This is a genomic window from Alteromonas gracilis (genome assembly GCF_043642145.1).
In the GTDB taxonomy this organism is placed as follows: domain Bacteria; phylum Pseudomonadota; class Gammaproteobacteria; order Enterobacterales; family Alteromonadaceae; genus Alteromonas; species Alteromonas gracilis_B.
Genome location: NZ_JBHZRZ010000018.1, coordinates 16,471 through 42,462, shown reverse-complemented (window position 1 = coordinate 42,462; position 25,992 = coordinate 16,471). Strand labels below are relative to the sequence as shown.

At 42.4% G+C, this 25,992-nt stretch carries 22 protein-coding genes and 1 pseudogene; 9 read left to right on the top strand and 14 right to left on the bottom strand.

The window, feature by feature from the left end:
* Positions 1 to 298: 298 nt before the first annotated feature.
* From ACHUFN_RS19700 to ACHUFN_RS19685, 4 genes are all read left to right on the top strand, one after another.
* A complete protein-coding gene (locus tag ACHUFN_RS19700) occupies positions 299 to 820 on the top strand; it encodes a tyrosine-type recombinase/integrase (protein WP_394224440.1) in 522 nt (173 codons plus the stop codon).
* 49 nt (positions 821 to 869) lie between these two features.
* Entirely contained in the window at positions 870 to 1,613 is a 744-nt protein-coding gene (locus ACHUFN_RS19695; RefSeq protein WP_394224439.1) for a hypothetical protein, read from the top strand.
* Positions 1,614 to 1,850: 237 nt separating this feature from the next.
* Positions 1,851 to 2,048: an RNase H family protein gene (locus tag ACHUFN_RS19690; protein ID WP_394224443.1), complete on the top strand. Its 198-nt coding sequence runs from the start codon at positions 1,851 to 1,853 to the stop codon at positions 2,046 to 2,048.
* Positions 2,049 to 2,152: 104 nt separating this feature from the next.
* The gene (locus ACHUFN_RS19685; RefSeq protein WP_394224438.1) at positions 2,153 to 3,046 is read left to right on the top strand and encodes a hypothetical protein; all 894 of its coding nucleotides are present in this window, start codon (positions 2,153 to 2,155) and stop codon (positions 3,044 to 3,046) included.
* 397 nt (positions 3,047 to 3,443) lie between these two features.
* Here the strand turns inward: ACHUFN_RS19685 and ACHUFN_RS19680 are convergent, their stop codons facing one another.
* The 5 genes and pseudogenes from ACHUFN_RS19680 to ACHUFN_RS19660 form a co-directional block, all read right to left on the bottom strand.
* Positions 3,444 to 4,319, bottom strand: coding sequence for a lipase family alpha/beta hydrolase (locus ACHUFN_RS19680; protein WP_394224437.1), 876 nt, complete (start codon positions 4,317 to 4,319; stop codon positions 3,444 to 3,446).
* Positions 4,320 to 4,828: 509 nt separating this feature from the next.
* A pseudogene (rpsB, locus tag ACHUFN_RS19675) lies at positions 4,829 to 5,494 on the bottom strand (30S ribosomal protein S2); the annotation flags it as partial.
* A gap of 481 nt (positions 5,495 to 5,975) precedes the next feature.
* A complete protein-coding gene (locus ACHUFN_RS19670; protein WP_394224436.1) occupies positions 5,976 to 6,428 on the bottom strand; it encodes a carboxymuconolactone decarboxylase family protein in 453 nt (150 codons plus the stop codon).
* Between the two features lie 48 nt (positions 6,429 to 6,476).
* Positions 6,477 to 7,289, bottom strand: coding sequence for a helix-turn-helix domain-containing protein (locus tag ACHUFN_RS19665; RefSeq protein WP_394224435.1), 813 nt, complete (start codon positions 7,287 to 7,289; stop codon positions 6,477 to 6,479).
* An 81-nt stretch (positions 7,290 to 7,370) separates the two neighbouring features.
* Complete coding sequence (locus tag ACHUFN_RS19660; protein WP_394224434.1) at positions 7,371 to 8,279, bottom strand: alpha/beta fold hydrolase; 909 nt, start codon at positions 8,277 to 8,279, stop codon at positions 7,371 to 7,373.
* A gap of 257 nt (positions 8,280 to 8,536) precedes the next feature.
* On the opposite strand from ACHUFN_RS19660, the gene ACHUFN_RS19655 reads away from it, so the two are divergent.
* Positions 8,537 to 10,168, top strand: coding sequence for a BamA/TamA family outer membrane protein (locus tag ACHUFN_RS19655; protein ID WP_394224433.1), 1,632 nt, complete (start codon positions 8,537 to 8,539; stop codon positions 10,166 to 10,168).
* Between the two features lies 1 nt (position 10,169).
* Here the strand turns inward: ACHUFN_RS19655 and ACHUFN_RS19650 are convergent, their stop codons facing one another.
* From ACHUFN_RS19650 to ACHUFN_RS19635, 4 genes are all read right to left on the bottom strand, one after another.
* Positions 10,170 to 10,838, bottom strand: a complete 669-nt coding sequence (locus ACHUFN_RS19650) for a hypothetical protein (protein ID WP_394224432.1) — start codon at positions 10,836 to 10,838, stop codon at positions 10,170 to 10,172.
* A gap of 217 nt (positions 10,839 to 11,055) precedes the next feature.
* Positions 11,056 to 12,408, bottom strand: a complete 1,353-nt coding sequence (locus tag ACHUFN_RS19645) for an ATP-binding protein (RefSeq protein ID WP_394224431.1) — start codon at positions 12,406 to 12,408, stop codon at positions 11,056 to 11,058.
* The gene (locus ACHUFN_RS19640) at positions 12,405 to 13,934 is read right to left on the bottom strand and encodes a DUF3369 domain-containing protein (protein WP_394224430.1); all 1,530 of its coding nucleotides are present in this window, start codon (positions 13,932 to 13,934) and stop codon (positions 12,405 to 12,407) included. The genes ACHUFN_RS19645 and ACHUFN_RS19640 overlap by 4 nt, the downstream gene beginning before the upstream one ends.
* Positions 13,935 to 14,174: 240 nt before the next feature.
* A complete protein-coding gene (locus ACHUFN_RS19635; protein WP_394224429.1) occupies positions 14,175 to 15,677 on the bottom strand; it encodes a catalase in 1,503 nt (500 codons plus the stop codon).
* Positions 15,678 to 15,912: 235 nt separating this feature from the next.
* On the opposite strand from ACHUFN_RS19635, the gene ACHUFN_RS19630 reads away from it, so the two are divergent.
* A complete protein-coding gene (locus ACHUFN_RS19630; protein WP_394224428.1) occupies positions 15,913 to 16,584 on the top strand; it encodes a nitroreductase in 672 nt (223 codons plus the stop codon).
* Between the two features lie 37 nt (positions 16,585 to 16,621).
* On the opposite strand, the gene ACHUFN_RS19625 is transcribed toward ACHUFN_RS19630, so the two are convergent.
* The 4 genes from ACHUFN_RS19625 to ACHUFN_RS19610 form a co-directional block, all read right to left on the bottom strand.
* Positions 16,622 to 18,508 (bottom strand): putative bifunctional diguanylate cyclase/phosphodiesterase, encoded by a 1,887-nt coding sequence (locus tag ACHUFN_RS19625; protein WP_394224427.1) that lies wholly within the window; start codon positions 18,506 to 18,508, stop codon positions 16,622 to 16,624.
* 124 nt (positions 18,509 to 18,632) lie between these two features.
* Positions 18,633 to 18,761, bottom strand: coding sequence for a hypothetical protein (locus ACHUFN_RS19620; RefSeq protein WP_394224426.1), 129 nt, complete (start codon positions 18,759 to 18,761; stop codon positions 18,633 to 18,635).
* A gap of 285 nt (positions 18,762 to 19,046) precedes the next feature.
* Positions 19,047 to 20,201, bottom strand: coding sequence for an iron-containing alcohol dehydrogenase (locus tag ACHUFN_RS19615; RefSeq protein WP_394224425.1), 1,155 nt, complete (start codon positions 20,199 to 20,201; stop codon positions 19,047 to 19,049).
* 14 nt (positions 20,202 to 20,215) lie between these two features.
* Entirely contained in the window at positions 20,216 to 21,082 is an 867-nt protein-coding gene (locus ACHUFN_RS19610) for a type 1 glutamine amidotransferase domain-containing protein (protein ID WP_394224424.1), read from the bottom strand.
* A 109-nt stretch (positions 21,083 to 21,191) separates the two neighbouring features.
* On the opposite strand from ACHUFN_RS19610, the gene ACHUFN_RS19605 reads away from it, so the two are divergent.
* A complete protein-coding gene (locus ACHUFN_RS19605) occupies positions 21,192 to 22,100 on the top strand; it encodes a LysR family transcriptional regulator (RefSeq protein WP_394224423.1) in 909 nt (302 codons plus the stop codon).
* A 76-nt stretch (positions 22,101 to 22,176) separates the two neighbouring features.
* Here the strand turns inward: ACHUFN_RS19605 and ACHUFN_RS19600 are convergent, their stop codons facing one another.
* Positions 22,177 to 22,581, bottom strand: coding sequence for a phosphate ABC transporter substrate-binding protein (locus ACHUFN_RS19600; protein ID WP_394224422.1), 405 nt, complete (start codon positions 22,579 to 22,581; stop codon positions 22,177 to 22,179).
* Positions 22,582 to 22,745: 164 nt separating this feature from the next.
* On the opposite strand from ACHUFN_RS19600, the gene ACHUFN_RS19595 reads away from it, so the two are divergent.
* Entirely contained in the window at positions 22,746 to 22,997 is a 252-nt protein-coding gene (locus ACHUFN_RS19595; RefSeq protein ID WP_394224421.1) for a hypothetical protein, read from the top strand.
* A 134-nt stretch (positions 22,998 to 23,131) separates the two neighbouring features.
* Positions 23,132 to 25,786, top strand: coding sequence for a M1 family metallopeptidase (locus tag ACHUFN_RS19590; protein ID WP_394224420.1), 2,655 nt, complete (start codon positions 23,132 to 23,134; stop codon positions 25,784 to 25,786).
* Positions 25,787 to 25,992 lie beyond the last annotated feature (206 nt).

Below are 25,992 nucleotides of genomic sequence, written 5' to 3'. Positions count from 1 at the left end.
TCTGTACTCTCCATTAAATGATTCTTCGCAAAATCAGTTTAATGAATGCGGATGTCCCCCGTTAATGATGAAGAGCCGGGTCACTTTTAGTTTTTGATGTTTTTTATTTGAGCAATAAACTGAGAGAAAGATATGGGGCGGTAACCCTTGGCTTAACTGTAAGGTTGAAGCAAGCAAGAAGAAAAGTTTGCCTTAACACTACCGTAATTTCACTGATGAAGAACTGGCTCACATTCTCGCTGAGACTGACTTCAAGAAGCTTAATACATCAACTTGGGCTTATCCGTATGCCTTACACATGTTACCTCGTTCATTGCATTTCCTTGGCACACGACTCAGTGAACTAGCACTAGCGCAAAAGGAACAGTTCGTTGATGTGGATGGGCGCTTGCTCTTTGAGGTACGAGAAGGTAAGACAGTTAACGCTCAACGTATAGTGTCTGTATCACCATCTATAAAGCTTCTTGTGCTTCAAGTCTTAGACAGGGCAGGTGATGGCCTTTGGTTGCTCCCTGAGATCGGTGAGGCTGTAATAGGTGCTGAAGGTTCGGCTAATAGTATCTCGTCGAAGTTCGGTAAGATAACTAAAGGATTCGCTAAGGTTGAAGGCTACACGACAGGCTTACACTCGTTCAGAGGTCACTTCGCGACAGCGCTAGAACAAGTGGGTTGTCCTGAAGACATCGCTACGAAACTATCAGGGCACAAGCAGTTGTCCTTGACGTATAACTTGTATAGTAAGTACAAAAACAAGGACGAACTGTGGCAGTATGTCGAGAGGATTCACGAGGCTGACTGCTTGAAAAGAATAACTTTTTGATTAAGTTTAGTAGTTTACTTGTTAATACTTTACGAATAAAGGACGATATATGGATGAGCTTAAACTTTATAGAGAGTACGACAGTCACCCGTCTAAAGACATGTATAGGCAGTACTTGAAAATAGCCCAGTGTATAGGCATCACGCTCGATTCGTTAAGTTCAATTGATGTTGTTTTGAATAATCAATCAACAGCAGGTGAAAAGTTAATATCAATTGCAAAAGAAGTGCAGTGTTACGTAATAAACGTGGTAGGGATAAAAGAACTGGCATGTGGGTTGAGACGTTTTAAGGCTTATAAATTTAGTGAAAACCAACAATGCTTAGTTAACATTTGTAAAGCAATTCGTAATGCCTACGCCCATTCTTCTCTTCTAATTCCCAGTTACAAAGCAAAATGTATAAAAGGCTCTTGCGTAGAGTCTTACGACTTGCCACTGAGTGAGTTAGCACCATATATTGAGAAGTTGTGGAAATCTGATGACCCCGAAAAAGTATCTAACATATCACTTACGATGGCTTACTTAACTGATATTTGCTTCGAGTATTCCGAGTTCTCTTACACGAAGGATTCATGCGAAACCAAGTTAGAGAAGTTTTTAGATGTCGTTGGCTTTATCCAAAAGCACTCTTCATTTTTTCTTTGTATAACTTTAGATAACCTTGAGAAAGGATTTAAGAGAAATAGTCTAGAAGGCTATAGTGGTATACGTGCCAGCTTGTCGTTACCAACCTTTGAAGAACACATTAAAGGATGCCGCTCGAAACTAAATACTATCGGCATAAAAATCTGAGAGACCATATCGAAATTGATGAAGCCTCATCCCCCCTACAAGGGGCTTCTACGCACTGTAGGAACACCGCCAAGATAATCTTAAAGCCAGTCGCAGGCCAAAAGTCCACCACAAGTGTCTGTTGTGAGATGACTGGTAGTAATGAAGGCTCTCGAACTGGCAGAGCCTGAGGACACTATCCACTCAGATAACAATATGATTGCTAATGGCTACAACGAGTGACACAGAGAGTGGAAACTGAGCGGTTGGAAGACTGCCAGTAAGAAACCAGTAGCGAATCAAGACATATGGCAATGTATCGACAACCTGAAGAAAGAGAATCCAACAGTTGTCGTTAAGTGGGTTCGAGGCTATAGCGGTCTCTACGGCAATGAACTTGCGGATAACTCAGCGACTGTAAAGAGCATCAAGCAAGTGCTGGTTAACTTTGAATAATGCCTTCAATTCTGTCTATATATATTTTGTGCGTGAAGGTGTAGGCTATTGAAAGCAAGGTGAAAGTTAGTCAGCACATGGTCTTAGTATTTGGAGAAGAGTAAATGGACATACTATCAGATGACGGAACCCAATTAGCGGAACGCATTAGTAATTGGGAGGATATATTTAGTCGCCCAAGATATCAAAAAGACGTAGACCATGATGCAGTACAGTTGGTGCGGATACTCGGACACTACACGATGGAGGAAGTAGGGAGTTGTGGACTTTCAAACTGTCACCAACCACATAAGAAAGGTTTCTTGGTTCTCTGTAAACCTCAAAATGGCCTCGCTAACCACTTTGAGACCAATATTGGGAATCAGTGTGGTAAGAATATCTTTGGCGTTACTTTTGATGAGCAAACCAAAAATTATAATATTGAAAGGAATACAATTCTGTATCGAGACTCGCTTGTTGATGCAATCTGTAAAGTAGATGACTTTAGACAAAGAGTGCACGTTCTCTTAAAGGATGAAGGTGGTGAAGCTGCTTATGCGCGTGTTAGAAATGCTATTAAAATTAGGGGTATCGATCGTTCTTTGGTTTCTAAATTGGAGAGAAGAGCTAAGAATGGGGATGTTGAGGTTTTTTTGAGAATCGCTGCTACCAAACGTGATATCGATTTAGAGGAGTCCCGCATGGGACGAAAGCTATCAGCGGAAGAACTCGAAGACTTAACTCAACATGAGAGCCTTGGACGTATCTCGGGAGTTCGAGCTGTGACGAATTATGAGAAAATTAAAAGTGAATTGAAGGTTGAGTTGCCTCAACTTCTTGATGAGCTAGATGAATTGAAGCCGGAGGAGCTTTTATATAACGACTTGAAGAGTTGGTCGAAAAGAATAGGAGACCTTGACTCTCGTTTCCGAGAGGTTGAAAAGTGTATTGATGACTGTAAACGATTTTCGGTGGCTTCAAATATTGAATTCATTAATGCAAATAAGGAGTGGATTTAAAAGTGTTTTTAAAGGGTTGTTTTTTTAGCTTTTGGATTTAATTTATTCTGAAATCGAAAAAGAGTAGGGGCACCTAATGGGTCACTCTTTGGGTCCCCAATTTGAAATAACCCTACGAATATTGGTGTGTAGAAGTGCGATTATGTTTAGTGGCTCATATCTAATCTGACAGTCCAGAGAAAAAAGTGGAAGTTGAAATTTCTGATTTTAAGTTTCTGAATCGTGCCAATGTACGAACATCTCAAACTAAAAAGCCTCAGAATTTACCGGTGCGATTCCGTGCACTGATTATCTGAAACTGCGAGCTCGTCGAAGTAGATTTATAGACAGCTATTTTGTCACCTTGATAGCTGTTTAACGAATGGAAGAATATTTCCGTAATGTAGGCTAAAAATAACTATTCTTTTAACCAAGCGGTTAACTTTAGTAATATTTGATGGTTATCGATCAAATACGAATGGTTAATGTCTTCGTATTCAGTATAATTGTTAAAGTGGTGGTGATTATTGTCCGCGTTTGGTGTTGAATTTTTGATGTTGCTGCTGTATTCCAACACAAGGCCATCATTAGGCTTATCTTCGAACCATTTTTGAATTTTCCAATTTGCTATATAACTTTTAAAAAAGTTACCAAATTCTAACCATTTTTTTCCACCGGAAACACTGAAAATTTTTATATCTTTCAAGCTATCTGAATCGCTTTGTAGTTTATCAATGAGGCATTGGCCGTTTATATTGTCTTTCTTAGTTAATTCTTTTGCCGAGTTTGCATTCGGCGTAAACCCCTTCATTTTTGAACTTATCGACTCTCCCCAGTGAATCAGATGACCTATGACCTCTGTATCGTAGAGTGTTCCATCATGAGGTGTTCCCAGGGTTACTATTTTTGACACATACTTACTACTTCCTGTTAGTTGGCATAGTGCTCGCGCGACTAAGCCCCCCATACTGTGAGCTACTAAGCATAAAGATTTTTCTTGGATACAATCTTTTTTAATTTCATTAAAACTTTCAATAATTGCATTCAGATTATCGGCTGCAGCTTTAATACCTCTGTAGGAATGATAGTTGAAGACAAATGTTTGGAAATCATGGTTGTTCAGAGTTTCAGCAATTGCACTCATATACACACTATTAGCTGTAAAACCGTGAATTAACACAACATTATTTTTAACCCCAAAATCGTCCGCTTTGGCTCTGCGCATGTCTCCCCCAGTGTAACAGAGTAACTCATCTCCTTTTTTTTCAGTTTTCCTTGTGAATACATCAGTCATAGGAGTACTCCAACTATTAAGATGTCAAAATAAAAGTGCATTATCTTTTCATTCTTTACATCAATTTCGTTTACGTCGGATTTTGAGTCAATAAAGTCAAGGTACTTGGGCTTTGTCACCGCTTTCTTATTTTTGATTTCCAAGTACTGGCCAAACGAAAATTGAGTTTGTGTATTCAAGTGAATGCCCAATAGAGCAAGCTGTGTTTTAGGTACAAGATCAAGTAGTTCGTCCCTTTTTAGGCTGAATGCCAATTCTTCGTTAGAAAAACTTTCCAATAGGACATCAAATTTTTTAATACTTAAAGGCTTTGATAGTGAGAATTTTATCTCTATTGGATCAATGGGCGAGCTTTCACACAGGCTCAGTATCTCTTGATTCAAAATGCTTTCCTTTTGAAAAGATACAATGCAATCGTTTAATGATTTCATTGTTTTTATATTTACATTTCTAGGTGGATGTATCTCTTCTAAAAAGTTACTGTGTTGATTAACTTTTTCTTGATGAAAGCTTGCATTGCCTGTAACTATTGCTTCCGCAGCAGCTTTAAGGTATAGCCTAATTGCAATAACGGCATCATCATTGCCAGGAATAATATAGTCAATTCCGTCTGGGTTGGTATTAGTATCAACGACCGCCACTACGGGGATACCTAATTGTCGAGCTTCTGTTACCGCAATATGTTCATGGTCAGCATCAATAACAAATATAGCGTCGGGAAGCCCGCCCATTTCTTTAATACCTCCCAAGCTATTATTTAACTTTTCATGTTCTCGCTGAAGCATAAGGCATTCTTTTTTACTCAACTTTTGAAAAGTACCGTCTTGGCTTTGTTGCTCAAGATTTTTCAAACGTTTTATTGCCTGCCGAACCGTTTTCCAATTTGTTAACATACCGCCTAACCAGCGGTTATTTACGTAAAATTGGTTGCAACTTGTCGCCGCTTCTTTGATTGCTTGACTGGCAGCTCTTTTGGTACCTATGAATAGAATTCGGCCATTGCCTGACGAAACTTGGGTAAGAAAGTGCAGTGCATCATTAAACAAAGGCACTGTCTTTTCTAGGTTGATGATGTGAACATTGTTACGCGCTCCAAAAATGTATGGCTTCATTTTTGGATTCCAATATCGTGTTTGATGACCAAAATGCACGCCTGCTTTGAGCATTTCTCTCATGGAGACGCTTACTCTCGAACCCTTGACTGGTGCAGTATTTTCTTTGTATGCAACTTCAGTTTTATGTTCTAGCTCTTTTGAAGACATTGTGTATTGATGGATTTTATTGGGTATGAGTAAAAGATAGTTGATCCAAAATCAATATGCTAGGAGAAGTCGACTTATGTATAAAGAGGTTTAATTACCTGTTGCATTGCGCAATTCGTTGTTCTTTCAAAGACCGTTTTGAAAGATCAGCGGCTATATTTTTTTCTTGAGCCCCAAGATCCTAAAAACGTACATAAAAGACTGTCAGAATTGGTTAAGCCCTATTTCTGAGAGTGTCAGGGGTCGGAGGTTCAAATCCTCTCACACCGACCAACTTCCTCGCCCCAAATAAACAACTTTCATCACTCTTCAGCGTTTACTCAATCCAAAGCAAGCATCTTTCAAGTTACCTTTTTGATTATGAAGGGCCAGCAGAGCCATTTTGAATACTTCATTAGTCAATTTCAGGCTGAAACTGAAGGCTTATTGCAATGCGGTTCCAGCTATTAATTTGAAGGACGACCGTTGTAAGCTCTACTAAACTTTGTTTTCCGAACACGCTTTCTACCTTGCTATAGATGTCGTCGGAAATGGTAGAGGAATGAATGAGTGTTAACGCTTCAGTCCACTCTAATGCCGTTCTTTCTTCATTTGTAAAACAGTCTAATTCTTTCCATGCCGATAGAACGTCTAATCTTGCCTGCTTTTCACCTGCGGCCCTTGCCTCATCGGCATGCATCTTTTGACAAAATCCACACTGGTTTATTTGCGATGCGCGCAGTCTTACCAAATGAATGAGATTTTCGCTTAATTGGCTAGTGTTAGAAACGTTAACCAGCCCTGCCAAATGCTCAAGAATGTGAGGGTGCGTAGAATAGAACTCAGATTGTTTGATACGGTTAGTCATTGTGATCTCCTTTAATTTAAGGAGAACTGTAAACGCATCGCGCTGGGTTTAATTGTAAATTTGCGACAACTTTCGCTTTCTATACTGAAACGGCGTTTCTAGCGCAAACGAGCGAAACGCGTGGGTGAAGTGTGCTTGGTCGAAATAGCCACTGGCTAAAGCCACTTGGCTTATTTCTAGTTTATTTGAAGCAAGCAGTGACCTAGCGTTGCGAATTTGAGCAAATTGATAGATTTTATTTGGCGAAAAGCCAAAATGGTTACGAAATTGTCGCTCAAGCGTTCTTCTACTCACGCCATGCTGATCAGCAATGTGTTGTGGGGGCACCAGTAAATTCATTGACTGGTAAAGCACTTGCTCCCATTTTTGAGCGCTTGCGTGGCTGCTTTCCACTGAATGCTGTAACCAGCTCTGTATAGCAGAACACTGTTGGCTGATACTTTTTCCTACCAGGTTTTCTAGCAGCCTGCGATATGAATCACGCTGCGTTTTTAGCACTAATTCAAAGTCAATTTCTTGATTTGTATTATCATCTATCTGAAGGCCAAATAGCTGCTTTAATGCGCCTGGTCTGAACCTTATACTTACTTGTCTATTAAGTGGCTTCCAAGGCAACTCACAAACGTGAGTTTGGTGAAACAACAGCGCTTTACAATGCGTTGGGTTGATAAAAAAGGTTAAGCTTGCCCCCGCATCGGGGTACAGCTTTTCGTTTACTGAAGTGGTAGAGGGGGCTGTTTTATCAATTACCCAAATACACTGTACGAACCTTTTTAGGCAAGGCGATGGCGGCACAAAAACAATATCCATTTGCTTAAAGCTTGCGGCTGGAATGATGTCGTTACTATATAAAGCGTGCATGAGCCTTGTTTGCAGTGGGTTCGTCCGTGGCAGTGTTTTTATATTACCTCTATTAAACGGTGGTTCAAGCTAAAGCGTTGGCTAATTGAGCGATTCATCAATTAATGCGTCTGCACTAAACGTATCATCATCAAACCCGTCACTAATAAACGCTTCAACCGATGCTAACACCGCCGTAGCGCTTTCAATTTGTGGGTAATGCCCAATATTTTCCAGTTCAACCACATTGGCATTCGGTATAAGTGCTTTGTAGCGAGCCACCATGTGGGCGCCAGAAATGGGGTCGGCCATACCTGCGGTTAGCCGAATAGGTACGGTTGTATTTTGAAGTGCGCCAACCCACCTCTCTCTGTATTTACGACGCTGTTTCATATAGTCCAACAGTAAATGCATGTACTTATGGCCATTGTTTTCACTAATCAGCGCCCAAAAATCGTCAATTTCTTGATTGGTCGGTGGCGTGTTGGGGCCAAATATACTGTGCATGTTTTTCCTAATGGCGTTTTTATTTAGAAAGTGAATGAGCAAATTGCCAAGAGGGGAGAGCAATAGTTTTTGAATAGGAAGAGCTAAATGGGTTTCTGGAAACAGGCCACCATTTAGTAAGTGCAATGATTCGATGTGAAACGGCAGCGCGTTTTCATTGTGCTGCGCCAATAATTCCTGCGCTACCGTGTCGCCGTAGTCGTGAGATAAAACGTGGGCACTTGCAATGCTTAAGTGCGCCATTAGTGCGTTAATAACAGCCGCTTGTTCTTTAATTTGGTACTTTTTTGGGGCTTTGCTGCTAAACCCAAACCCTAGCATATCAAGGGTTACACAACGAAAACGAGACGTCAGCGCGGGCCACATTTTTACCCAGTCGAAACTAGCGGTAGGGTATCCATGAATAAGCAGCAGAGTAGGTCCGCTACCCTCGGTTTTATAGAATATTTGCTGCCCATCTATACTTAAAAACGTACCGCTGTCGCGCCATTGTGTAAGTTGCATCGTTTTATGCTCTTGTCCTTTTTGTCGTTACAAGCTTGCCCAGCACTCGTTAAAAGGTCTGTCGTGAAAACGACATTTCAAAATCATTTCAAAGCCTTTCAATGTTAAGTGCTACCTATTTAATAACGCTAGGTCTGATTTTGTTGTTACGCTATATTAAAAGCCTCTTCAAAATAATGTATGACCAAAGTAACGTTGTAAACTTGCTCGGTATTTTCGGCTATCTTAAATGATGAGATGCGCTAAATAGTGTGGATATGATAAAACGAAGTTGTTTCATAATATTCTGGATGGTGTCAGCTTCGGTATTGGCAGAAAATGCTGCGCAAAAGGAAAACTGTGTCGTTTCTCAACATGAAACGTTCACCGCAGACAACGTGGTTATTACGCCGCAAAATATCTTTGACGAAGAAGCCGAAAATGCCATTGCTTTGCACCATTGGGCGAATTCACTGCACATTGTTACTAAACCATTTGTTATTGAAGAGCGATTGGTTTTCCAGCAAGGAGATGAGGTTAGTTTAGGCGACCTTGCCGAGGCAGAAGCGATTTTGCGCCGTGAAATTTACATTGCCAATGCACAAGTTGAGGCTACAAACCTCTGTGACGCAACCAAACCCAACACCGTTACGGTAACAACCCAAGATAACTGGTCGTTAGTGCCTACGTTTTCTTTTGGTCGCAGTGGCGGCGAAAATAGTTCACTGATTGGGGTACGAGATAGCAACCTTTTAGGTTTAGGTGTATACGCGCAATTTCGTTACACCAGCGATGAGCAGCGCAGTGGTTACCAACTGGGGTTTGCCTCGGCATTTCACTGGATACCTCATGCCAACGTGCAACTTAATCTGGCTGACAACGACGATGGCGAGCGATTTCATTTCATCTTCAACAAGCCGTTTTATCACGTGGGCACTCAAACAATGCAATACGCAGAGGTGTTTAACTTCCGACGCGTTGAAGACATCTTTCAAAATGGTGAAACACGGAACAGTTTAGACGTAGAGCAAACGCTCTTTAGAGGTGCGTATGGTTGGAATATTAGTGCCTCTGAGAACCATGCCAGGCGCATTGTAGTGGGCGTGGACTTTTCTGATACTGTTTTTGCATTCGACCCATCAAGCCCCAGTTTTAACCCGTTATTTTTGCCAGAAGACCGTGAGTACCAATTTCCTTGGGTTGCTTATGAGTTCTTAGATAGAAACATCAAAGTGAAGCAGGATATCCGCCTTATAAAGCAACCTGAAGATATTAATTTTGGCTGGCTCTATCGTTTACAATTTGGGCTTGAAACCAATGATACCCGAGAAGGTAGTGACTTTGGCTATCATTTGTCGGCCTCTGCAGAGCGGGCATTTGAAATGAACGATTGGCTGTTCTTATTTGAAACGGACTTTCGCACAATTTTAAATACCACGGCAAAAGACTTTGTTCGGATGTCTTCGCGAATTGATGCGTTTTATCGCTATTCCAATGTTATTGGTTATTACGCACGCTTTAGTGGCGACTTTAGCAGTGGGCAATTTTTAGATATTCCCATAGCGCTTGATGACGACAGTGGTGTCCGTGGTTATCCTAATCAATATCAGCATGGCGCACACAGAGTATCAGCCAGTGTGGAAACCCGTTTTTATACTAACTACAATGTTTATCAGCTGTTTGAAGTAGGATTCGCAGGTTTTTTTGATGTTGGACGCGCCTTTAATGGTGAAACGGCACAATTTAATGAAGACGACGGTGTACTTTCCAGTGTGGGTATAGGCGCACGATTTTATTCGAATAAGGCCAGCAGCCCTGGCGTTGTGCATTTAGATATTACAAAACCGCTAACTGACGGCGATGGTGTAGATAGCCTTGAATGGAGTGTGCAGTTTCGTCGTAGTTTTTGATCTAACCTATTTGAGCGGTTAGAGTAAATCGAGTTTTTCGCCACATTAGGCCAACTAAATAAAACTGACTTATCATAATGAGCGAAAACCACCATTCGTAAGCATTTTCCCATGCATCCCAACCTAACCATAAAAAACCGAGTAGGGCGCTTACAATTGCCGAGCTCACCAAGCACCCACAAATCATCTTCAACCACTTGAATTCCTTGTCAATAGTGAGAATTTCTAAATTGAGATGTCTTAATTTGCTAAGCAAAATCAGATGGGCAAAAGAGGAGAACGCAAAATACAGTACTACACCAAGCCGTCTCGCTAGCGCGTAGGGTTCACCTTGTGCACCAAGCGTTACTGTATAAATGATAAGAGCAAGGCAAGCCGTTATTCCTAAAATCGAAATTAGGTAGGGGTTCAAACGGTAATCAGAAATTGATAACACCCATTTATGAAGTAGAAGCCAGTAGAAGAACATAAATACAGCTGTAGGAATAAGTAGCGCTTTGAAAATAAAGAATTCAGGATAACTACGCCCTGTAGCACTGATAGAATAGCACTCAGACCAATAGACCATGCATGGCGTTAAGTTGCCAGCCAAGGTGCCAATTAACCACGTGGTGTGTACAGAAGTTAAAGGTAAAAACACACAGATTGATGCAAGACGAAAAGGAGTCACTTAGTCACCCTAAACAGATTAACGATTTTACTTAATTGTTTACTTGCCTGACTTCGGCGTAGCGAGGTAATGATTTGCTTCGAGCAATGAGGCTAAATCCTGTCATGCCTCGCTGGTGTTATGGCCAGATCCCATAGTGCCATTTCTGATAAAACTGATCACGCTCTCATTTACTCATTTGCAAAGTAAAGATGGAAAAAGAACCAATCAGCGAGATTCAGCGCTCAATAGGAATGGTGACAATAAATCTAGTTCCATCGTTAACACTTGATTGCACCGTAATTTCACCATTAAGCTTTTGATGTACCAAGTTGTACAAGATGTTTAGGCCTAGCCCAGTCCCCCCTTTATCGCGCGCGGTTGTGTAGAAAGGTTCGAATATTTTTTTATGAAGTGCTTCGGGAATACCTTTTCCGTTATCTGCTACGCTAAGCGCAATACTTTGCTCATTTTCGTAGCAGGTAACCGACACCTTGTTATCTTGGTTGTTCACCGCAGATCCAAATGCATGGCGTTGGGCGTTTGAAATAAGGTTTGTTAACAATTGGGCAATGATGCCCGGACAGGTGGTAATGACCAAGTTTGGTGTTACATCAATGGAAAGCTCTACGCGTTCTTTGCGAAGCATTGGCTTTAAAGGGTTACAAACCCGCGGAATGTATTCGTCTAGTGCTATTTCTTCAATTTCTAAAGAAGTTTGGTCAGCCGATGTTCGCTTAAAGTCCTGAATGAGGTTCGCTGCACGCGTTAAGCTGGTTTCTGCTAAATTCAAACCTTCTGAGCACACAGATTCAAAGTCTCTAAAGCCTTTTTCCGTCAATTCTTCGTTTTCAAAGTCGCGGAATATATGCTTAAGTTCATCTTTGCAATTGCTAACAGATGTTAAGGCGATACCCAGTGGTGTATTAACTTCATGGGCAATACCAGCAACTAAATTTCCAAGTGCCGCCATTTTTTCAGATTCAATCAGTTTCTCTTGCGCAGACTCTAATTCAGACGTTCGCTTTATAATTTTTTCTTCAAGGGTTTGATTGACCTCGAGTAGTTTTGCTTCGTAATCGGCACGTTCATTAGCACTAATTGCTCGGCCGTAAAGGTCGGCCAAGGACGCTGCGAAAACTACTTCATCAGCATGCCACTCTCTCGCTGGGCCTTGGTGCTCGCAGCAAATAATTCCAATCATTTTTCCTCGGTGTCGAATGGGTACATCCAACATTGAACTAATGCCCAGTGGGGTTAGGTATACTTCTGCAAACTCAAAAGTGGCTACATGCGTTAATGCGTCGTGCGCTGCAATAGTTCTTTCGGTATCTAATGCTTCGAAATAGTGAGGAAAGTCTTTTCTTGTAAGAACCAACGACTCATAATTTGAATCGTTACCCCTATCTATCAGAAGTTTACATTTTATAAGAGACTGCTTTTCGTCATAAAGCCAAATACCTGCCCGTGTAATTTGTAAGCCTCTGCATGCTGAATGGATAATAAGACGAGAGGCAACGTCTAGTTCTCCTTTGTCTATATCGGCGCTTTGACTAACGTGAAGTAATATTAGTTCAAGCGTTTCTTTCATGCGACTTCGTCCGGTTCGGTAGCGCGAATCTCTAGAATTTCGTCGAAGTGTTCAAGCATAACTTCGGTAAGACGCGGATCGAACTGTTTACCTGCGTTCTCTTTTAGATATGTTTTGACCTCTTCTGGGCTCCAAGCGGGCTTGTAGCAGCGCATTGAGAGTAAAGCATCTACTACATCAACAATACTCATAATACGCCCTTCCATGGGAATGTCTTCACCGGCCAACCCCTCTGGGTAGCCCTTGCCGTCCCACCTTTCGTGATGAGTTTTAGCAATCACAGCGCCCATTTTGGCAACAATTCTGTCTGAGTCTGCAAGCAAGTTGTAGCCTCTTTGCGCATGAGTTCTCATTACTGACCATTCTGCAGCATTGAGTTTATCGGGTTTGTGAAGAATGGATTCAGGAATGCTAATTTTGCCCACATCATGTAGCGCTGATGAATAGCGAATGGTGTCTATAAACTCTTTGCTCATGTTTAGCTTTTTAGACAGAAATTCGGTCATTAAAATAACCCGCCTTACATGGCCTCCTGTTTCTTTACTCCGCATTTCTATTGCGTCGCTTAGCACCATGATTAGCTCTTTTTGGCTTTTTTGAATGTCTTCTTTTTGAGTGAGGTTCTGGAATATGACAGCAACGTTAGAGGCAAATATTTCAAGTGTTTTGCGCTGCAGTTCGTCAAGAGGGTGATCTAGCTTAACGTACAAAATATTGTGGCTGTCTTCACCGGTTGGGTAGTAGCCTATGAAAACATCTTTCGACTGATAGTGCGTTTTGCTAGCAAGAACCTGCTTTACTTCTGCTTCTATCGATTCTGGAATGCGCGTTGAAATTCCCGGTTCACTTAGCTCAACTAAATCACCACTTGCGCCCAATACGGTCATCCTTGTATCACCGTATAGGTCAGTTTGCTGTGTTGAGAAATACAGTACAGAGTTATTAAGATTCAATAAGGTGAGCGTTTGTTTTAAAACGGCATTACCAAATTGCGCTAAAGACTGACTGGCTAAAACCGATGATGACGATTTAAGCACATCTTCCATTCCGCGTTTACTTTTCTCTATCGTCAAAATATCGCGATATGAACGAATGGCCGTGTAAACACATGATTTTAGCTTTGAAGAAGAGAGCTCAGTTTTTTCTTTATAGTCGTTAATGTCGTACTTTCTTATGACTTCTTCTTCGGGAGCTTGCCCGGGCTGTCCGGTTCTAAGAATGAGTCGTGTTGAATGATTGTTTAGTTCATTTCGAATAGCATTGACCATCTTAAGGCCCGCGTCATCGGTTTCCATCACCACATCCACAAAAGCAAGCGCAATATCTGGATGGGCTTTAAATAGAGCTAAGCCTTCCTCGCCGCTATGTGCTGATAAAAACTTCACCCCTCGATTTTCAAAATCAAATCGTCGAAGGGTCAATCTGGTGACCTCATGAACATCTGCTTCATCGTCAATGATGGCTATTTTCCATGGCGCTAGGCGAGATGCAGATGCTTCGGGTTTTGACATTTTAAATAATGGCATACTTAGCGCTTTAAACGTTCGGGTACAATAAACGTAAGTCACAAAACGCAATCTCGCAAACTTTAGCGACACGATTTATTCTAAAGTTTAATGTTGATAACTTGTTAAGAACTGTCGTTTTTTTGGGTAAGCATACGCTGAAATAAGAGGTATTAGCGTATCGTCGGCAATAGGAAAACAGCCCTTCTGGTTTTAATGCATTTAGAAGGGCTGCGATGAAGTTGTAGGCGAGTAGGTTAGTTAATTGTCTTCAATAGGGGTGTTTTCAGTAATAGGTACCGTGTTCACATCGGTGTCTAGACGTTCAACCGCATTTCTCACGCCTGCAGCGTAGTCGGGGTGAACCCTTTCTAAAACCGCGTACCAGCGCTCTTTAACGCCGTCAGAACATGGGCCCATTGCTGCTGCATAGTTGCTGTAAAGGCGCGCTTTTTGGTCGTCAGAGAACATTTCGTAAAGTTTACGAGGCTGCACGTAGTCAACATCAGCATCTTCCTGATCATACCTGTCGGCATCACCATCAATGCGTAACGGCGGCTCTTTCATTGAAGAATCAGCGACAGGGCCCTCATGCTGATTGGGCTCATAGTACGCGTCAGGGTTGCCGAAATCATTGGTGAAAAAGCGCATGGCGCCATCTTTGTGATAGTGGTTTACTTCATTGCTTTTCGGCGCATTGGCCGGTAGTGCTTCGTAATGTGTCCCTAAACGATATCGATGTGCATCGGCATAGGCAAATATACGGGCTTGCAGCATTTTGTCGGGGCTAAAGCCTATACCAGGCACTACATTCGATGGGCTATAGGCAGCATTCTCAACCATCTGGAAGTAGTTTTCAGGGTTTTTATTCATCTCCAATTCGCCCACTTCAATAAGTGGATAGTCATCGTGGGGCCAAACCTTGGTTAAATCGAAAGGGTTGTAGCTTTGCTCGCCTGCTTCTTCTTCAGGCATCGCTTGAATGTACATGGTCCATTTAGGGTACTTTCCTTCTTCAATCGCATTGTATAGTTCTTCTTGATATTTCTCTCGCGTACTCCCGATAATTTTCTCGGAAGTTTCATTCGTGTAGTTTTTTATGCCTTGCTGGGTTTTGAAATGAAATTTAACCCAATGACGTTTGCCATCTTTGTTCCACATACTGAAGGTATGGCTGCCATAGCCATTCATATGCATAGGAGAAACCGGTATGCCGCGATCAGACATCAATATGGTGACCTGATGCACACTTTCAGGCTGAGCAGCCCAAAAGTCGAACATCGCTTCTGGCGAACGAAGGTTGGTCTTTGGATGACGTTTTTGCGTGCGAATAAAATCTGGAAACTTATATCCATCTCTTATAAAAAAAATAGGCGTATTATTGCCTACTAAATCCCAGTTTCCCTGCTGCGTGTAAAATTTAAGGCTAAAGCCTCGAACATCTCGTTCAGTGTCGGCTGCGCCCGACTCTCCAGCCACGGTTGACCAGCGACTTAGTACTTCCGTTTGTTTACCAACTTCAGAGAGCATGTCTGTACACGTGTAGTCTGATATATCGTGAGTAACCGTGAAGGTACCTTGTGCGCCCCAGCCCTTAGCGTGAACCACGCGTTCTGGGATGCGCTCGCGGTTTTGGTGCGCTAGCTTTTCAATAAGCTGATAATCTTGCAGTAGGGCAGGGCCGCGCGCTCCTGCTGTTTGTGTGGTTTCATTACTTACAACAGGGGCGCCTGCCGACGTTGTTAATTGCGGTTTCTTAGCCATTAAAAAACTCCTTTCATCTGCTTTATTGAAAGCCAAACATCCATAATCGTCATGGATTCTTCACTCATGACATGCACTTGCTACGGGCCTTTAAATGAAAGAGTTTACAAACGTGTATACATATCTATAAAAACAAACAATTCTTATATTGCGTTAAACCTGTTGAACACAGTTGTGCTGCTGTTTACTCTAAATTAACAAATCAGTATGTATTTAAAAGTGTTAAAGGGGTCGCATGAACTTTGCAGAGTTTGCAGCATCAAGAAAAAGTGTACGAGGGTTTACCAAACAGCCTGTTACTAAGGAAACGGTTGACGCCATTATTAATGCGGCTAAGTGGGCTCCCTCTTCATACAACACACAAACATGGAAAATCCATGCGGTGTCTGGTGAAGTTCTGGATAAAATTCGCGAAGGGAACACCAAAAATACATTAGAAGGGAAGCCTCATGTAAGAGACTTTCCTTATAAAGAAGACTACCAAGGTATCCATCGTCAGCGTCAAATCGATGTTGCTATTCAGCTGTTTGAAGTCATGGGCATTTCACGTGAAGATAAAGAAAAGCGTATGGACTGGATGATGCGGGGCTTTAGGCAGTTCGATGCGCCAGTGTCACTAGTGCTTACTTATGATAAATCTTTGGAGCCCGCTGGAATCACTCAGTTTGGACTCGGTTCATTAGCGTATGGGATTGTTCTTGCTGCATGGGATCTTGGGCTTGGCTGTGTTATTAACGGTCAAGGTATTATGCAGTCTGACGTGGTCCACAAGTACGCAAATATCCCCGATGACGAAGCAATAATGATTTGTATTGCATTAGGCTATCCTGACCCTGAATTTTTGGCTAATGAGGTGCGCTCTACTCGCGCTAACAACGAAGAGTTCGTTACCTATCACGGCTTTTAGCGCCAAGATAGCGCAAGCCTAAGACGCCAAATTAACCTTATGCGCTTGCGCTGTTCTCTTTGATCAGCCTTTCAATTTCATCTTGCGGAACGGGTTTACTCCAGTAATACCCCTGACCTACATCGCATCCCATTCCGATTAACTTCGACAGTGCCGATTCGTTTTCAATTCCCTCAGCAACCGTTTGCATTCCTAAACTCTCTGCCATTTGAATAATGGCTGAAACCAGTGGCTCTTCGTTATCGTCTACGCCTAGCGTGTTAATGAATATTCTATCTATTTTAAGTTTTTTGGCACTGAAGGTACGAAGGTAATTTAGGTTCGAATATCCAGTACCGAAGTCGTCAATGGCGAATTGCACACCTAGCGCTTTTATCTCGTCAAGCTGTTGAGAAATATTGCCTGTCTCGTCCGCCAGAATTGATTCCGTGAGCTCTAACTCAAGATACTGGGGAGGTAACTGCGATGATGCTAACGCTTGCGAAACAATTGACGGTAACGTGCCATCTTTAAATTGTGCAAACGACAAATTAACCGCTACTGAAAGGTGGGAATACCCATTTTTATGTTGCTTTGCACAAAAATGACAGGCTTGGTCTAATACCCATTTACCTATAGGGATAATGAGACCGCTGCTTTCCGCTAAAGGAATGAATTTGTCAGGAAATACCATGCCGCCATTGCTCTGAGGCCAGCGAAGTAACGCTTCCACCGCGCATATTTTTCCTGAACTTAAATCTACAAGGGGTTGATAATATACAGCTAGTTCGTTGGCTTGAACTGCCGGACGTAAGCGCTGAATAAGCGTAAATTTTTCATCACTTTCTTTATCAAGTTTAACGTCGTAGTATTCGAACCTATTCCTCCCTTTGCTTTTGGCTTCATACATTGCAATGTCTGCTTTTCTGCAAAGCTGCTTAAAGTTCATGCCGTCAAAGGGCGCTTGCGCCACACCTATAGAGCCAGACACCACAACTTTAGTCTGGAAAACGTCAAACTCGGTGGCACACCACGTAATAATTTTTCTGCATAACGTATCAATTTGCGATTTGTGCTTTATTCGTGAGGCCAACACAATAAACTCGTCACCCCCAAAGCGTATTAGACATTCATCGATTGAGAGATTATCAGTTATGGTTTGTGATATTTGCTGTAAGAAGCGATCTCCAGCAGCGTGACCTAGTGCATCGTTTACGGGTTTAAAGTTGTCTAAATCGATAAATAGTAGCGCTAGCTGTAGACCTTCTGCTTCACTTTCTCGCAACTTATCGTTAAATAACCGTTCTCCCATTAACCTGTTAGGCAAGTTGGTAAGAGGGTCGTGATGGGCCAAATGCTGGATGTGCGCTCTATTTTGCTCAACTTTAGCAATCTCGCGCTGTAATGAGAGCATCAAGCGGCGGATGTCTTGCACCAAGATAAAAACACTGAACCCCGTAATTACATAAATAACGATAATGAAAAGAACGTGTGGCCAGCTTAAAACGGGAGGATTGGGCGAGACAGTTCCTTGCATAATAAGCCACGTAAGTGTTACGCATTGAAGGATAACCAAAGATAAAACGGTACCAAAGAGAACAATACCCCCCAATAACGCGGCAAAAATAATGACCCCCGGATAGCCAAGCATCGCGATGTCGAACACGCCTGCGCCGGTTGCCGCTAAGGCAAAAAGCATGGAAGACATAGCGCCAAGCAAAAGGTAGCTACTGGTTGTTACGTGGTATTTGTATGCAAGGGTTGCTGTCACTACTAGAGAAAACAAACCCAGTAAAAAAATATCGAAAGTAATGCCACGGGCGGCCATTGATGAGGCCAGAAGTCCGGTACCTGTTACCGCGCTTATTTGAATGACACGATGTCTTCTAATAGAGACTAGGTTTGCTGACTTCACTGAAGAAAAGAGGAATTTTGGAACCTGCATTATTTCATTTTTTAAATGAGCTTTAAGCAACCTTAAACTCAACTTGAAAAAATGCAAGTGCTGCCAGTGAGATGGACGATAAACTAGGCAGTGCAGTGTGAAGCCGCACTGCCTTGAATCGTAACTATCTTTCGTCAGAAGGCGCGTAGCGTTCTAACCAGTGGCCATAAGGGGCGGGCATAACCCAAGATGGTTTTTCCACGCCTAATTGTTTAGCGGCAAAGTAAGTCCAGTGTGGGTTGCTTAAGTGCATTCTGCCTACCATTACCACGTCTAGCTGTTCATTCTTTACCGTGTCGTTGGCAAGTTCTGGCGTATCAACACCCCACGCCGTTGCTACAGGAATGCCAGCTTTGTCGCGTACCCGTTTCGCAATAGGTGCTAAAAAGGCCGGGCCTCATGGAATGTTGGCATTGGGAATGTTAAAGCCCACACTATCACTCACAAAATCAGCGCCAATTTCTCTCTTTTACGATGAGAACAAAAAAGCACCCTGCGGCCTTATTAAAATGGTAGCAAAGTGCCTTTTAGTGTCAGGTTATGCTGCGAGAGTTAAGATTTCGCGTGCTTTTGCTAGGTCAATATCGCCGTGCTCGCCAAGGGCAGTTAAACCGTTGCGCTCTAGATTAGAAACAAGACCGTCAATAGCCGATTTCTCTATGTTGTAGTCTGACAGGCGAGTCTTAACCTGCATTGTTTCGAAGAAGTCCTGAACCGCTTTAATCGTTAAGTCGATGGCTTTTTCAGTGTTGTCTTCTTGAATGCCAAATACGCGCTCACCTAGTTGCAAAATCTTGTCTTGCTTTTTGTCGCGCTGTACAAACATGAGCGAAGGTAAAACAATGGCCAGCGTTACGGCGTGATCAAGGCCGTGAAGGGCAGTGAGCTCGTGACCAATCATGTGAGTTCCCCAGTCTTGAGGTACTCCTTTACCAATTAGCCCGTTAAGCGCCATAGTGGCAGACCACATTACGTTTGCGCGCACATCATAGTCTTGTGGCGTAGCAAGTGCTTTAGGGCCTTCTTGAACGAGTGTTTGTAAAATTCCCTCGGCAAAGCGGTCTTGTAGTGGCGCGTTTACCGGGTAGGTTAGGTACTGTTCAATAACGTGAACAAATGCATCAACTACACCGTTTGACACTTGACGAGGTGGTAACGAATAAGTGAATTCAGGGTCAAGCACCGCAAATACAGGTTGTACCGTTTCCGAAGAAAACGCACGTTTTTGAGACGTTTCTTTACGATTAACCACTGAGTTTCCGTTGCTTTCAGAGCCCGTTGCAGGAAGTGTAAGCACAGCGCCAATCGGCAGCGGATTTTCAAACGCTGCGCCTTTTACTAATATATCCCACGGGTCGCCTGCAAAATTCACAGCAGCGGCTACAAACTTTGCGCCGTCAATTACACTGCCGCCACCAACAGCTAAAATGAAGTTAACGTCGTTCTCACGAGCAACTTGCACGGCCTTCATTAGTGTTTCGAATTCTGGGTTCGGCTCAACACCTTGAAATTCAATAACGTCGGCACCTTCAAGTGCAGTATTCACTTTATCGTAAATACCGTTTTTCTTAATTGAACCGCCGCCATAAAGGAATAGTACTTTTGCTTGTTTCGGCAAACGGGAAGACACTTCGCTAAGCTGGCCTTTGCCGAATAAAATCTCAGTTTGATTTTTAAATGTAAAATTAAGCATCGTTTTGCCTGTCCTTATTTATTTTGTGCATTTAGCTGCTGTAGAAGTTTTTCTGCTAGCAGATCATCAGAAAATGGGTTTTGGCCTGTAATGAGCTCACGGTCTACCACTACATTAGGCGCCCACATTTCTTTGTATTCCATATCACCACCCGCTTGCGCCATGGCGTCTGCTGGGTAATATAATAAAGTCGCGTTATCTAACGTGCTTTCAAAATACTCTTCTTCCGGTGTAGAGAAGATAGTCATTTTGTAGCCTTCGTAAATCCAGTTATCAGATGTGGCTTGTTCACCTGATTTCAATGCTAGCTCGAACGCTTGTGGGTTGGATTGACCAGAAAGTAAGGCGATTGGGCCATGACAAATTGCCGCAGTCGGTTTTCCTTCATTGTGGAAGTGCGACAAAATTTCACCTACCTGCGGGTTGTTTGCTAAGTCAATTAAAGGCGCGTGACCGCCAGGAATAAATACCCCCTCGTATTCGCTAAGGCCTTGGCTGATAACTTCGCTTAGCGATAATGTGTTGTTTATGCCGTCAAGTGACGCTACGAACGATTGAATTTCAAGCATTTGTGATTCGCCGCCGTCAAAGTACTGAGGGATTACAGACTTTTTATCAACGGAAGGTGCGTTACCTTTCGGCGTGGCTAAAACTAGCGTGTAGCCAGCGTCGACAAGCGCTTTAGCCGGTACGCCAAATTCATTTAAGTAATAGCCCGTTGGCTCAGTTTTACCTTCTGCAAGCTGCATAACGTTTTCACTTGATAGCAAGACAAGTACTTCACCTTTACTAGCTTGTGATGATTGCGCGTCGCCTGCAAATGCCGATTGAGATAAACCTGCTACAACGGCGAGTGATAAAATTGATGATACTGAATTCATGTGTTGCTCCTGTCGCATGAGAAAGTGCGTGTATCTTAGAGGTGTTGGATAAAATGAAGAAGTCAGATAAATTTAGATGAGTCATCAAAAATCTGATGGGTAAAGATTTATGTCTTACTTAACACAGCTAAAAACATTCGTAGAAGTCTACAGAAGCGGCAACATAACTCGCGCCGCGGCGAGTCTTCATATGTCACAGCCTGCGGTAACATCGCATATTCAGGCAATGGAAAGTATTGTTGGGAAAGAATTGTTTGTGAGAAAGGCGCGAGGGGTTGAGCCGACCGCCATTGCAGACGACTTAGCACTGCAAGTTGCCAGTCATATAGACATATTAGAGCAAAAAGTGGCGTCTATTCGCAGTCGCGCGTCAACTGATCACGGCACGTTGCATCTTGCAGGGCCGGCTGAGTATTTAAGCCTTGTCGCGGGGCCTGCGTTAGCTAATCTGCTTCAGGCAGATAAAGTCAATTTAGTCATTCATACGGGTAACAAGAATAACACCTATCACTTGCTCGAAAATGATATCGCAGAGCTGGGGATAACAGCGTCAGAGCCTACAGACGCTATGTATGAATACCAAACACTCGACAAAGAGCGTTTGGTATTGGTTATGAATCGCGTGCAAGGAAAGCTATTAGCTGAGCGGGAGATAACGGCAACACTGCTTAATCAATATAAAGTGGTAACTTATGATGAACAGTTGCCGCTTATTCGCCGTTACTTCTCTGAAGTATTTAATGCAGCATGCGAGTCGCCTGTAGCTGCGGTTTGCCCAGATATTCGAGCCATCAGCAGTATTATAAAAGCAGGAATAGGATTTTCAGTATTACCCGACTACTTATGTAAAGAGGGTATCGCTAGGGGGGAGCTTGTACCATTAGGCAAACCCGGGCCTGAAAATCAGCTGTATCTGGTTTGGAAAAAAGGCGCGCTTCGTAACCCTAGAGTCGACTTTGCTAAAGATGTCATAATGGCATTTGCCAATATTAATTATTTATCAACTTACCCTGGCTAAATACACATTTTTACAATTAAAATGCGCTAGGTCGCACTTTTTGTGTGCGCCGTTGCGCATTGGCAATAGACCTCAATCAAAAAGTGCCGACGACTTTCACCGTATTGTTCACTTTGCTTTCATCAATTAAGCCAATTGTGTTTGGGTTAGTTGCCACTAAGCTTAACATTTCATCTTCGGTTGCTATCATTTTAGGCGGTGTACCTCTTCCGGTGAAAACAAGCTTGGACCAAAACGCAGAGTACTGAGACTCAGATTTTCCGAGCACGTTGATATTAAACGCGTCTCTGATAACGTTTCCTTGTTCGAAGGTCAGTGGAATAACCCGGTTTCCGTCTGGAAAGGCTTTTACTTTACCTAAATAGATTTTTTTCACCGTGTCGAAGTCTATACCAGAATTGTTATTGGCATTGACTATAACTGCTGTGCCAGCGCACAGCGGCGCGGACAATAAAAAACACAGTGCTGCAACTATCTTCATCTTCATTACCTTTGCGCTAAACGTGTAGAGATTGATAAATAAGAACGGGTTTCATTGCCCAACGGCAATCTACCTTACATCAAGTATAACCAAAACTAACGGTTTGTCGCATTTCGACAAAAGGTGGAGTTTGAAAATTAACTTAAATGATTTTACGAGAAATTATGGCAAAACCTAATGCAAAAGGCCCTGTTAGAACCGTTCAAATTTACTGTGCGAAATGTAAGTTTCAATTGTTCAAATACCGCAAAGGTGGGAAAGGAGCCTTAGTAAAATGCTTCAAGGAAAGAATTGTTGAGGATTACACAGAAAAAGAGGGCATTTGCCCATCATGTCAAGGTCAGTTTGCGCGAGATACGCTAATTCGAGGAACGCCAGCCCTGAAAATTGTAGGTGGGAAAGTGACGATGAAATGAATGGTAACAATTTGATTCTGCAACGGGTGGGCTTTAGATTGCTTAGGTTCCTTTTCATTATTATCCTTATATATGAACGAATATAGGGGTTTCTCGTCGAAAAACGGGGAGGCCCATAACATGGATAAACCATAATGAAACAACTATCTACACTGTTTGGAGTGATAGCAAGTGTTGTAACACTGATCTCGCTATCAACTACATCAGTTTTGGCGCAACCAGCGCACAAGGCATCAGCATTAGAACGACCACTACCACCAAAAAAAATGCTTGCCGATGTGGAGTATCGTTTACCTTCAACAATAGCGCCTACATTCCAAAAGATTCACCTTCACATTGACCCAGACAAGCCTACGTACAGCGGCACAACCAATATCGATATAGCAGTTAAAAAGGCTACGAACAAAGTGGGCTTTTATCAACAAGACTTGACGGTTACTTCAGCCCAGCTGGTTTCAGGAGATACAGTTATTCCCCTACAGGTAACCATTGGTGAATATGACATTAACTGGGGCGAGTCACAAAGTGCCATTGCACTAGGAAAATATACATTACAGATTACCTTTGAAGGCAAAGTAAATACGTCTTCTGACGGAATGTACCTGTCACGTTTTGAAGAAACAAATTATATCTTTACGCAGTTTGAAGATATGCACGCCCGTAAAGCGTTTCCAAGTTTCGACGAGCCGAACTTCAAAATACCGTATCAAATGACAATCAGCTCGCCACAGCATCAAGAAATTGTAAGTAATACCCCTGTTGAGAAATTAACAATTGAAGGCGGCATCAAAACGGTTGTGTTTGAAAAAACCAAGCCAATGCCCACATACCTCATTGCTTACACAGTAGGGCCGTTCGACAGTACTGAAATAACGGGCTTATCTGTGCCTGGTAAAATTTACGTGCCTAAAGGTTATGTAGATAAAACCAAGTTTGTTATTAAGCACACACCAGAAATTCTTGCCTCATTGGAAGACTTTTTTGGTATTAAATACCCTTACAAAAAAATGGACTTTGTGGCGGTACCTAACTTTACCCATGGTGCCATGGAAAATGTTGGTTTAATTACATATCGCGACAGTTTATTACTGCTTGATGATAACCCTAGTGTGACAGAGCGCTCGCGCCCATTAAATGTTATTGCTCATGAGATTGCTCACCAATGGTTCGGCAACCTTGTAACAATGGCATGGTGGGACGACCTGTGGCTTAACGAGGCCTTTGCTTCATGGGCTGCTAGTCACACTATGAAAACCCTTTATCCAGAATTGAAATACGCCGATCGCATTGTTCAAGAAGGTGCATTTAGCGCAGATGCAAGTCCAACGGTTAAGCCTGTGAAAAAAGTAGTGAAAAGCCAGCCTGATGTCATGGATGGCTTGGGTCTTAACTACTCAAAAGGCGAGTCAATTCTTCAAATGATTGAGTCGCTCATTGGCACCGAAAAGTTTCGCGAAGGGGTTCGAAACTATATGAACACACACGCGTGGGGCAATACCGTTGCTGATGATTTGTGGCAGGCACTAGATAATGTGTCTGATTTTAACCTAAGCGCCATGATGAAAGCGTATTTGGAGCAACCCGGCTATCCGCTTATCCACATTTCTCAAGATGGAAAACTTGCTCAGTCTCGTTTCCACTTGGCTGGCGCAACAGTAGAAGATCAAACTTGGGCAATTCCGTTAAAGCTTACTTATCAAACGGAAGGTAAAATTCGTAACGACGTGGTATTCATAGACAAAGACGTTACCACCTTACCTCAATTGGCTGAAGCAGACTGGGTGTACCCGAACGACAATGCAACAGGATATTTTCGCTGGTCTATAGAACCTGCCCAGCTTAACGCGTTATTGGAAAACTTGGACGTATTAAATAAGCGAGAGAAGAAAAACGTATTGTACAACTATCAAGCGCTGTTAAATGCTGATGAAGTGGGCATTGATAGTGTTATGAACGTACTTAATCGTTTGGCAAAAGATGATGACCCAGAAGTGATCCGCGCAGCTGTGACGGTATTAGCGGAATTTGATTATCTAGTAAATGAGAGCAATCAGGCTCAATTTGCATCATTGCTACAGCTAACTTACTTGCCATTATTAAACGAGTTGTCACTTAGTCAGAGCGAGCACGATAACGCTGACGTTATTCGTTTGCGCAATCAGCTATACGATTTATTAGGCAAACATGCCATCAATAAAGAACTTACGGAGCAAAGCGTTAACATTGCAAAGCAATATCTTGCCGATACCTCTTCTGTGCCTTCTGGCATTGCAGGTACGGCGATTGAGGTTGCAACTCGTAATAGTGATAAAGGCGAGCACGCAAAATGGTTCAACGCCATTGTTGAGGCGTTTAAAAATGCCGAGCTTCCTAATGTGAAAAACACATTGGTGTATTCCATGCATTTTGATGGTAAAGAAACCGTATTTAAAATGCTAGATTTAGCGCTAACTGATGACATCACGCCAGCGAATACTATGTATATGGTGGTTCGTGTAGCGAGAAACTTAGATGATCACACATTATTGTACGAATGGCTTGATCAGAATAAAACCGCATTATTTGCGAAAATGCCAGACTATCATGTCAGCAGAATGCCTGAATTTGTGTCTACAACGTGCTCAGCAAAAAACCTTGAAATGGCGAACGCATTCTATGCGCCCATTGACGAAGAGCATCAAGGTATGGCGCGTGGCGTCGAAATTATGCAAGACGAGTCTATGCAGTGTATGCGATTGAAATCTGCGTTTCAGGAAGACTTTGACCGTTTTCTAAATCAGCAGCAATAATTACTTTAAGGCGCGTTAATCGCGCCTTTTTCTTTTATTCACCTAATTAATAGAGCGCTAGTTCAGCGCTCTTTTTTTGTGCATAAAGCTGTCACTTGCACCACATTTATCCACTGAAATATGTCAAATCTGAAACATTTTGCTTTTATGACAAATTAACTTTCCCTGTACCAAAGTTCAGTAGAGTTAATTAACAAATAAACTTA

Bases quoted from the DNA above. Each gene is read 5' to 3' on its own strand.
- ACHUFN_RS19700 (WP_394224440.1), top strand. From the start codon at position 299: ATGTTACCTCGTTCATTGCATTTCCTTGGCACACGACTCAGTGAACTA.
- ACHUFN_RS19695 (WP_394224439.1), top strand. From the start codon at position 870: ATGGATGAGCTTAAACTTTATAGAGAGTACGACAGTCACCCGTCTAAA.
- ACHUFN_RS19685 (WP_394224438.1), top strand. From the start codon at position 2,153: ATGGACATACTATCAGATGACGGAACCCAATTAGCGGAACGCATTAGT.
- ACHUFN_RS19680 (WP_394224437.1), bottom strand. From the start codon at position 4,319: ATGACTGATGTATTCACAAGGAAAACTGAAAAAAAAGGAGATGAGTTA.
- ACHUFN_RS19670 (WP_394224436.1), bottom strand. From the start codon at position 6,428: ATGACTAACCGTATCAAACAATCTGAGTTCTATTCTACGCACCCTCAC.
- ACHUFN_RS19665 (WP_394224435.1), bottom strand. From the start codon at position 7,289: ATGCACGCTTTATATAGTAACGACATCATTCCAGCCGCAAGCTTTAAG.
- ACHUFN_RS19660 (WP_394224434.1), bottom strand. From the start codon at position 8,279: ATGCAACTTACACAATGGCGCGACAGCGGTACGTTTTTAAGTATAGAT.
- ACHUFN_RS19655 (WP_394224433.1), top strand. From the start codon at position 8,537: ATGATAAAACGAAGTTGTTTCATAATATTCTGGATGGTGTCAGCTTCG.
- ACHUFN_RS19645 (WP_394224431.1), bottom strand. From the start codon at position 12,408: ATGAAAGAAACGCTTGAACTAATATTACTTCACGTTAGTCAAAGCGCC.
- ACHUFN_RS19640 (WP_394224430.1), bottom strand. From the start codon at position 13,934: ATGCCATTATTTAAAATGTCAAAACCCGAAGCATCTGCATCTCGCCTA.
- ACHUFN_RS19635 (WP_394224429.1), bottom strand. From the start codon at position 15,677: ATGGCTAAGAAACCGCAATTAACAACGTCGGCAGGCGCCCCTGTTGTA.
- ACHUFN_RS19630 (WP_394224428.1), top strand. From the start codon at position 15,913: ATGAACTTTGCAGAGTTTGCAGCATCAAGAAAAAGTGTACGAGGGTTT.
- ACHUFN_RS19625 (WP_394224427.1), bottom strand. From the start codon at position 18,508: ATGCAGGTTCCAAAATTCCTCTTTTCTTCAGTGAAGTCAGCAAACCTA.
- ACHUFN_RS19620 (WP_394224426.1), bottom strand. From the start codon at position 18,761: ATGCACTTAAGCAACCCACACTGGACTTACTTTGCCGCTAAACAATTA.
- ACHUFN_RS19615 (WP_394224425.1), bottom strand. From the start codon at position 20,201: ATGCTTAATTTTACATTTAAAAATCAAACTGAGATTTTATTCGGCAAA.
- ACHUFN_RS19610 (WP_394224424.1), bottom strand. From the start codon at position 21,082: ATGAATTCAGTATCATCAATTTTATCACTCGCCGTTGTAGCAGGTTTA.
- ACHUFN_RS19605 (WP_394224423.1), top strand. From the start codon at position 21,192: ATGTCTTACTTAACACAGCTAAAAACATTCGTAGAAGTCTACAGAAGC.
- ACHUFN_RS19600 (WP_394224422.1), bottom strand. From the start codon at position 22,581: ATGAAGATAGTTGCAGCACTGTGTTTTTTATTGTCCGCGCCGCTGTGC.
- ACHUFN_RS19595 (WP_394224421.1), top strand. From the start codon at position 22,746: ATGGCAAAACCTAATGCAAAAGGCCCTGTTAGAACCGTTCAAATTTAC.
- ACHUFN_RS19590 (WP_394224420.1), top strand. From the start codon at position 23,132: ATGAAACAACTATCTACACTGTTTGGAGTGATAGCAAGTGTTGTAACA.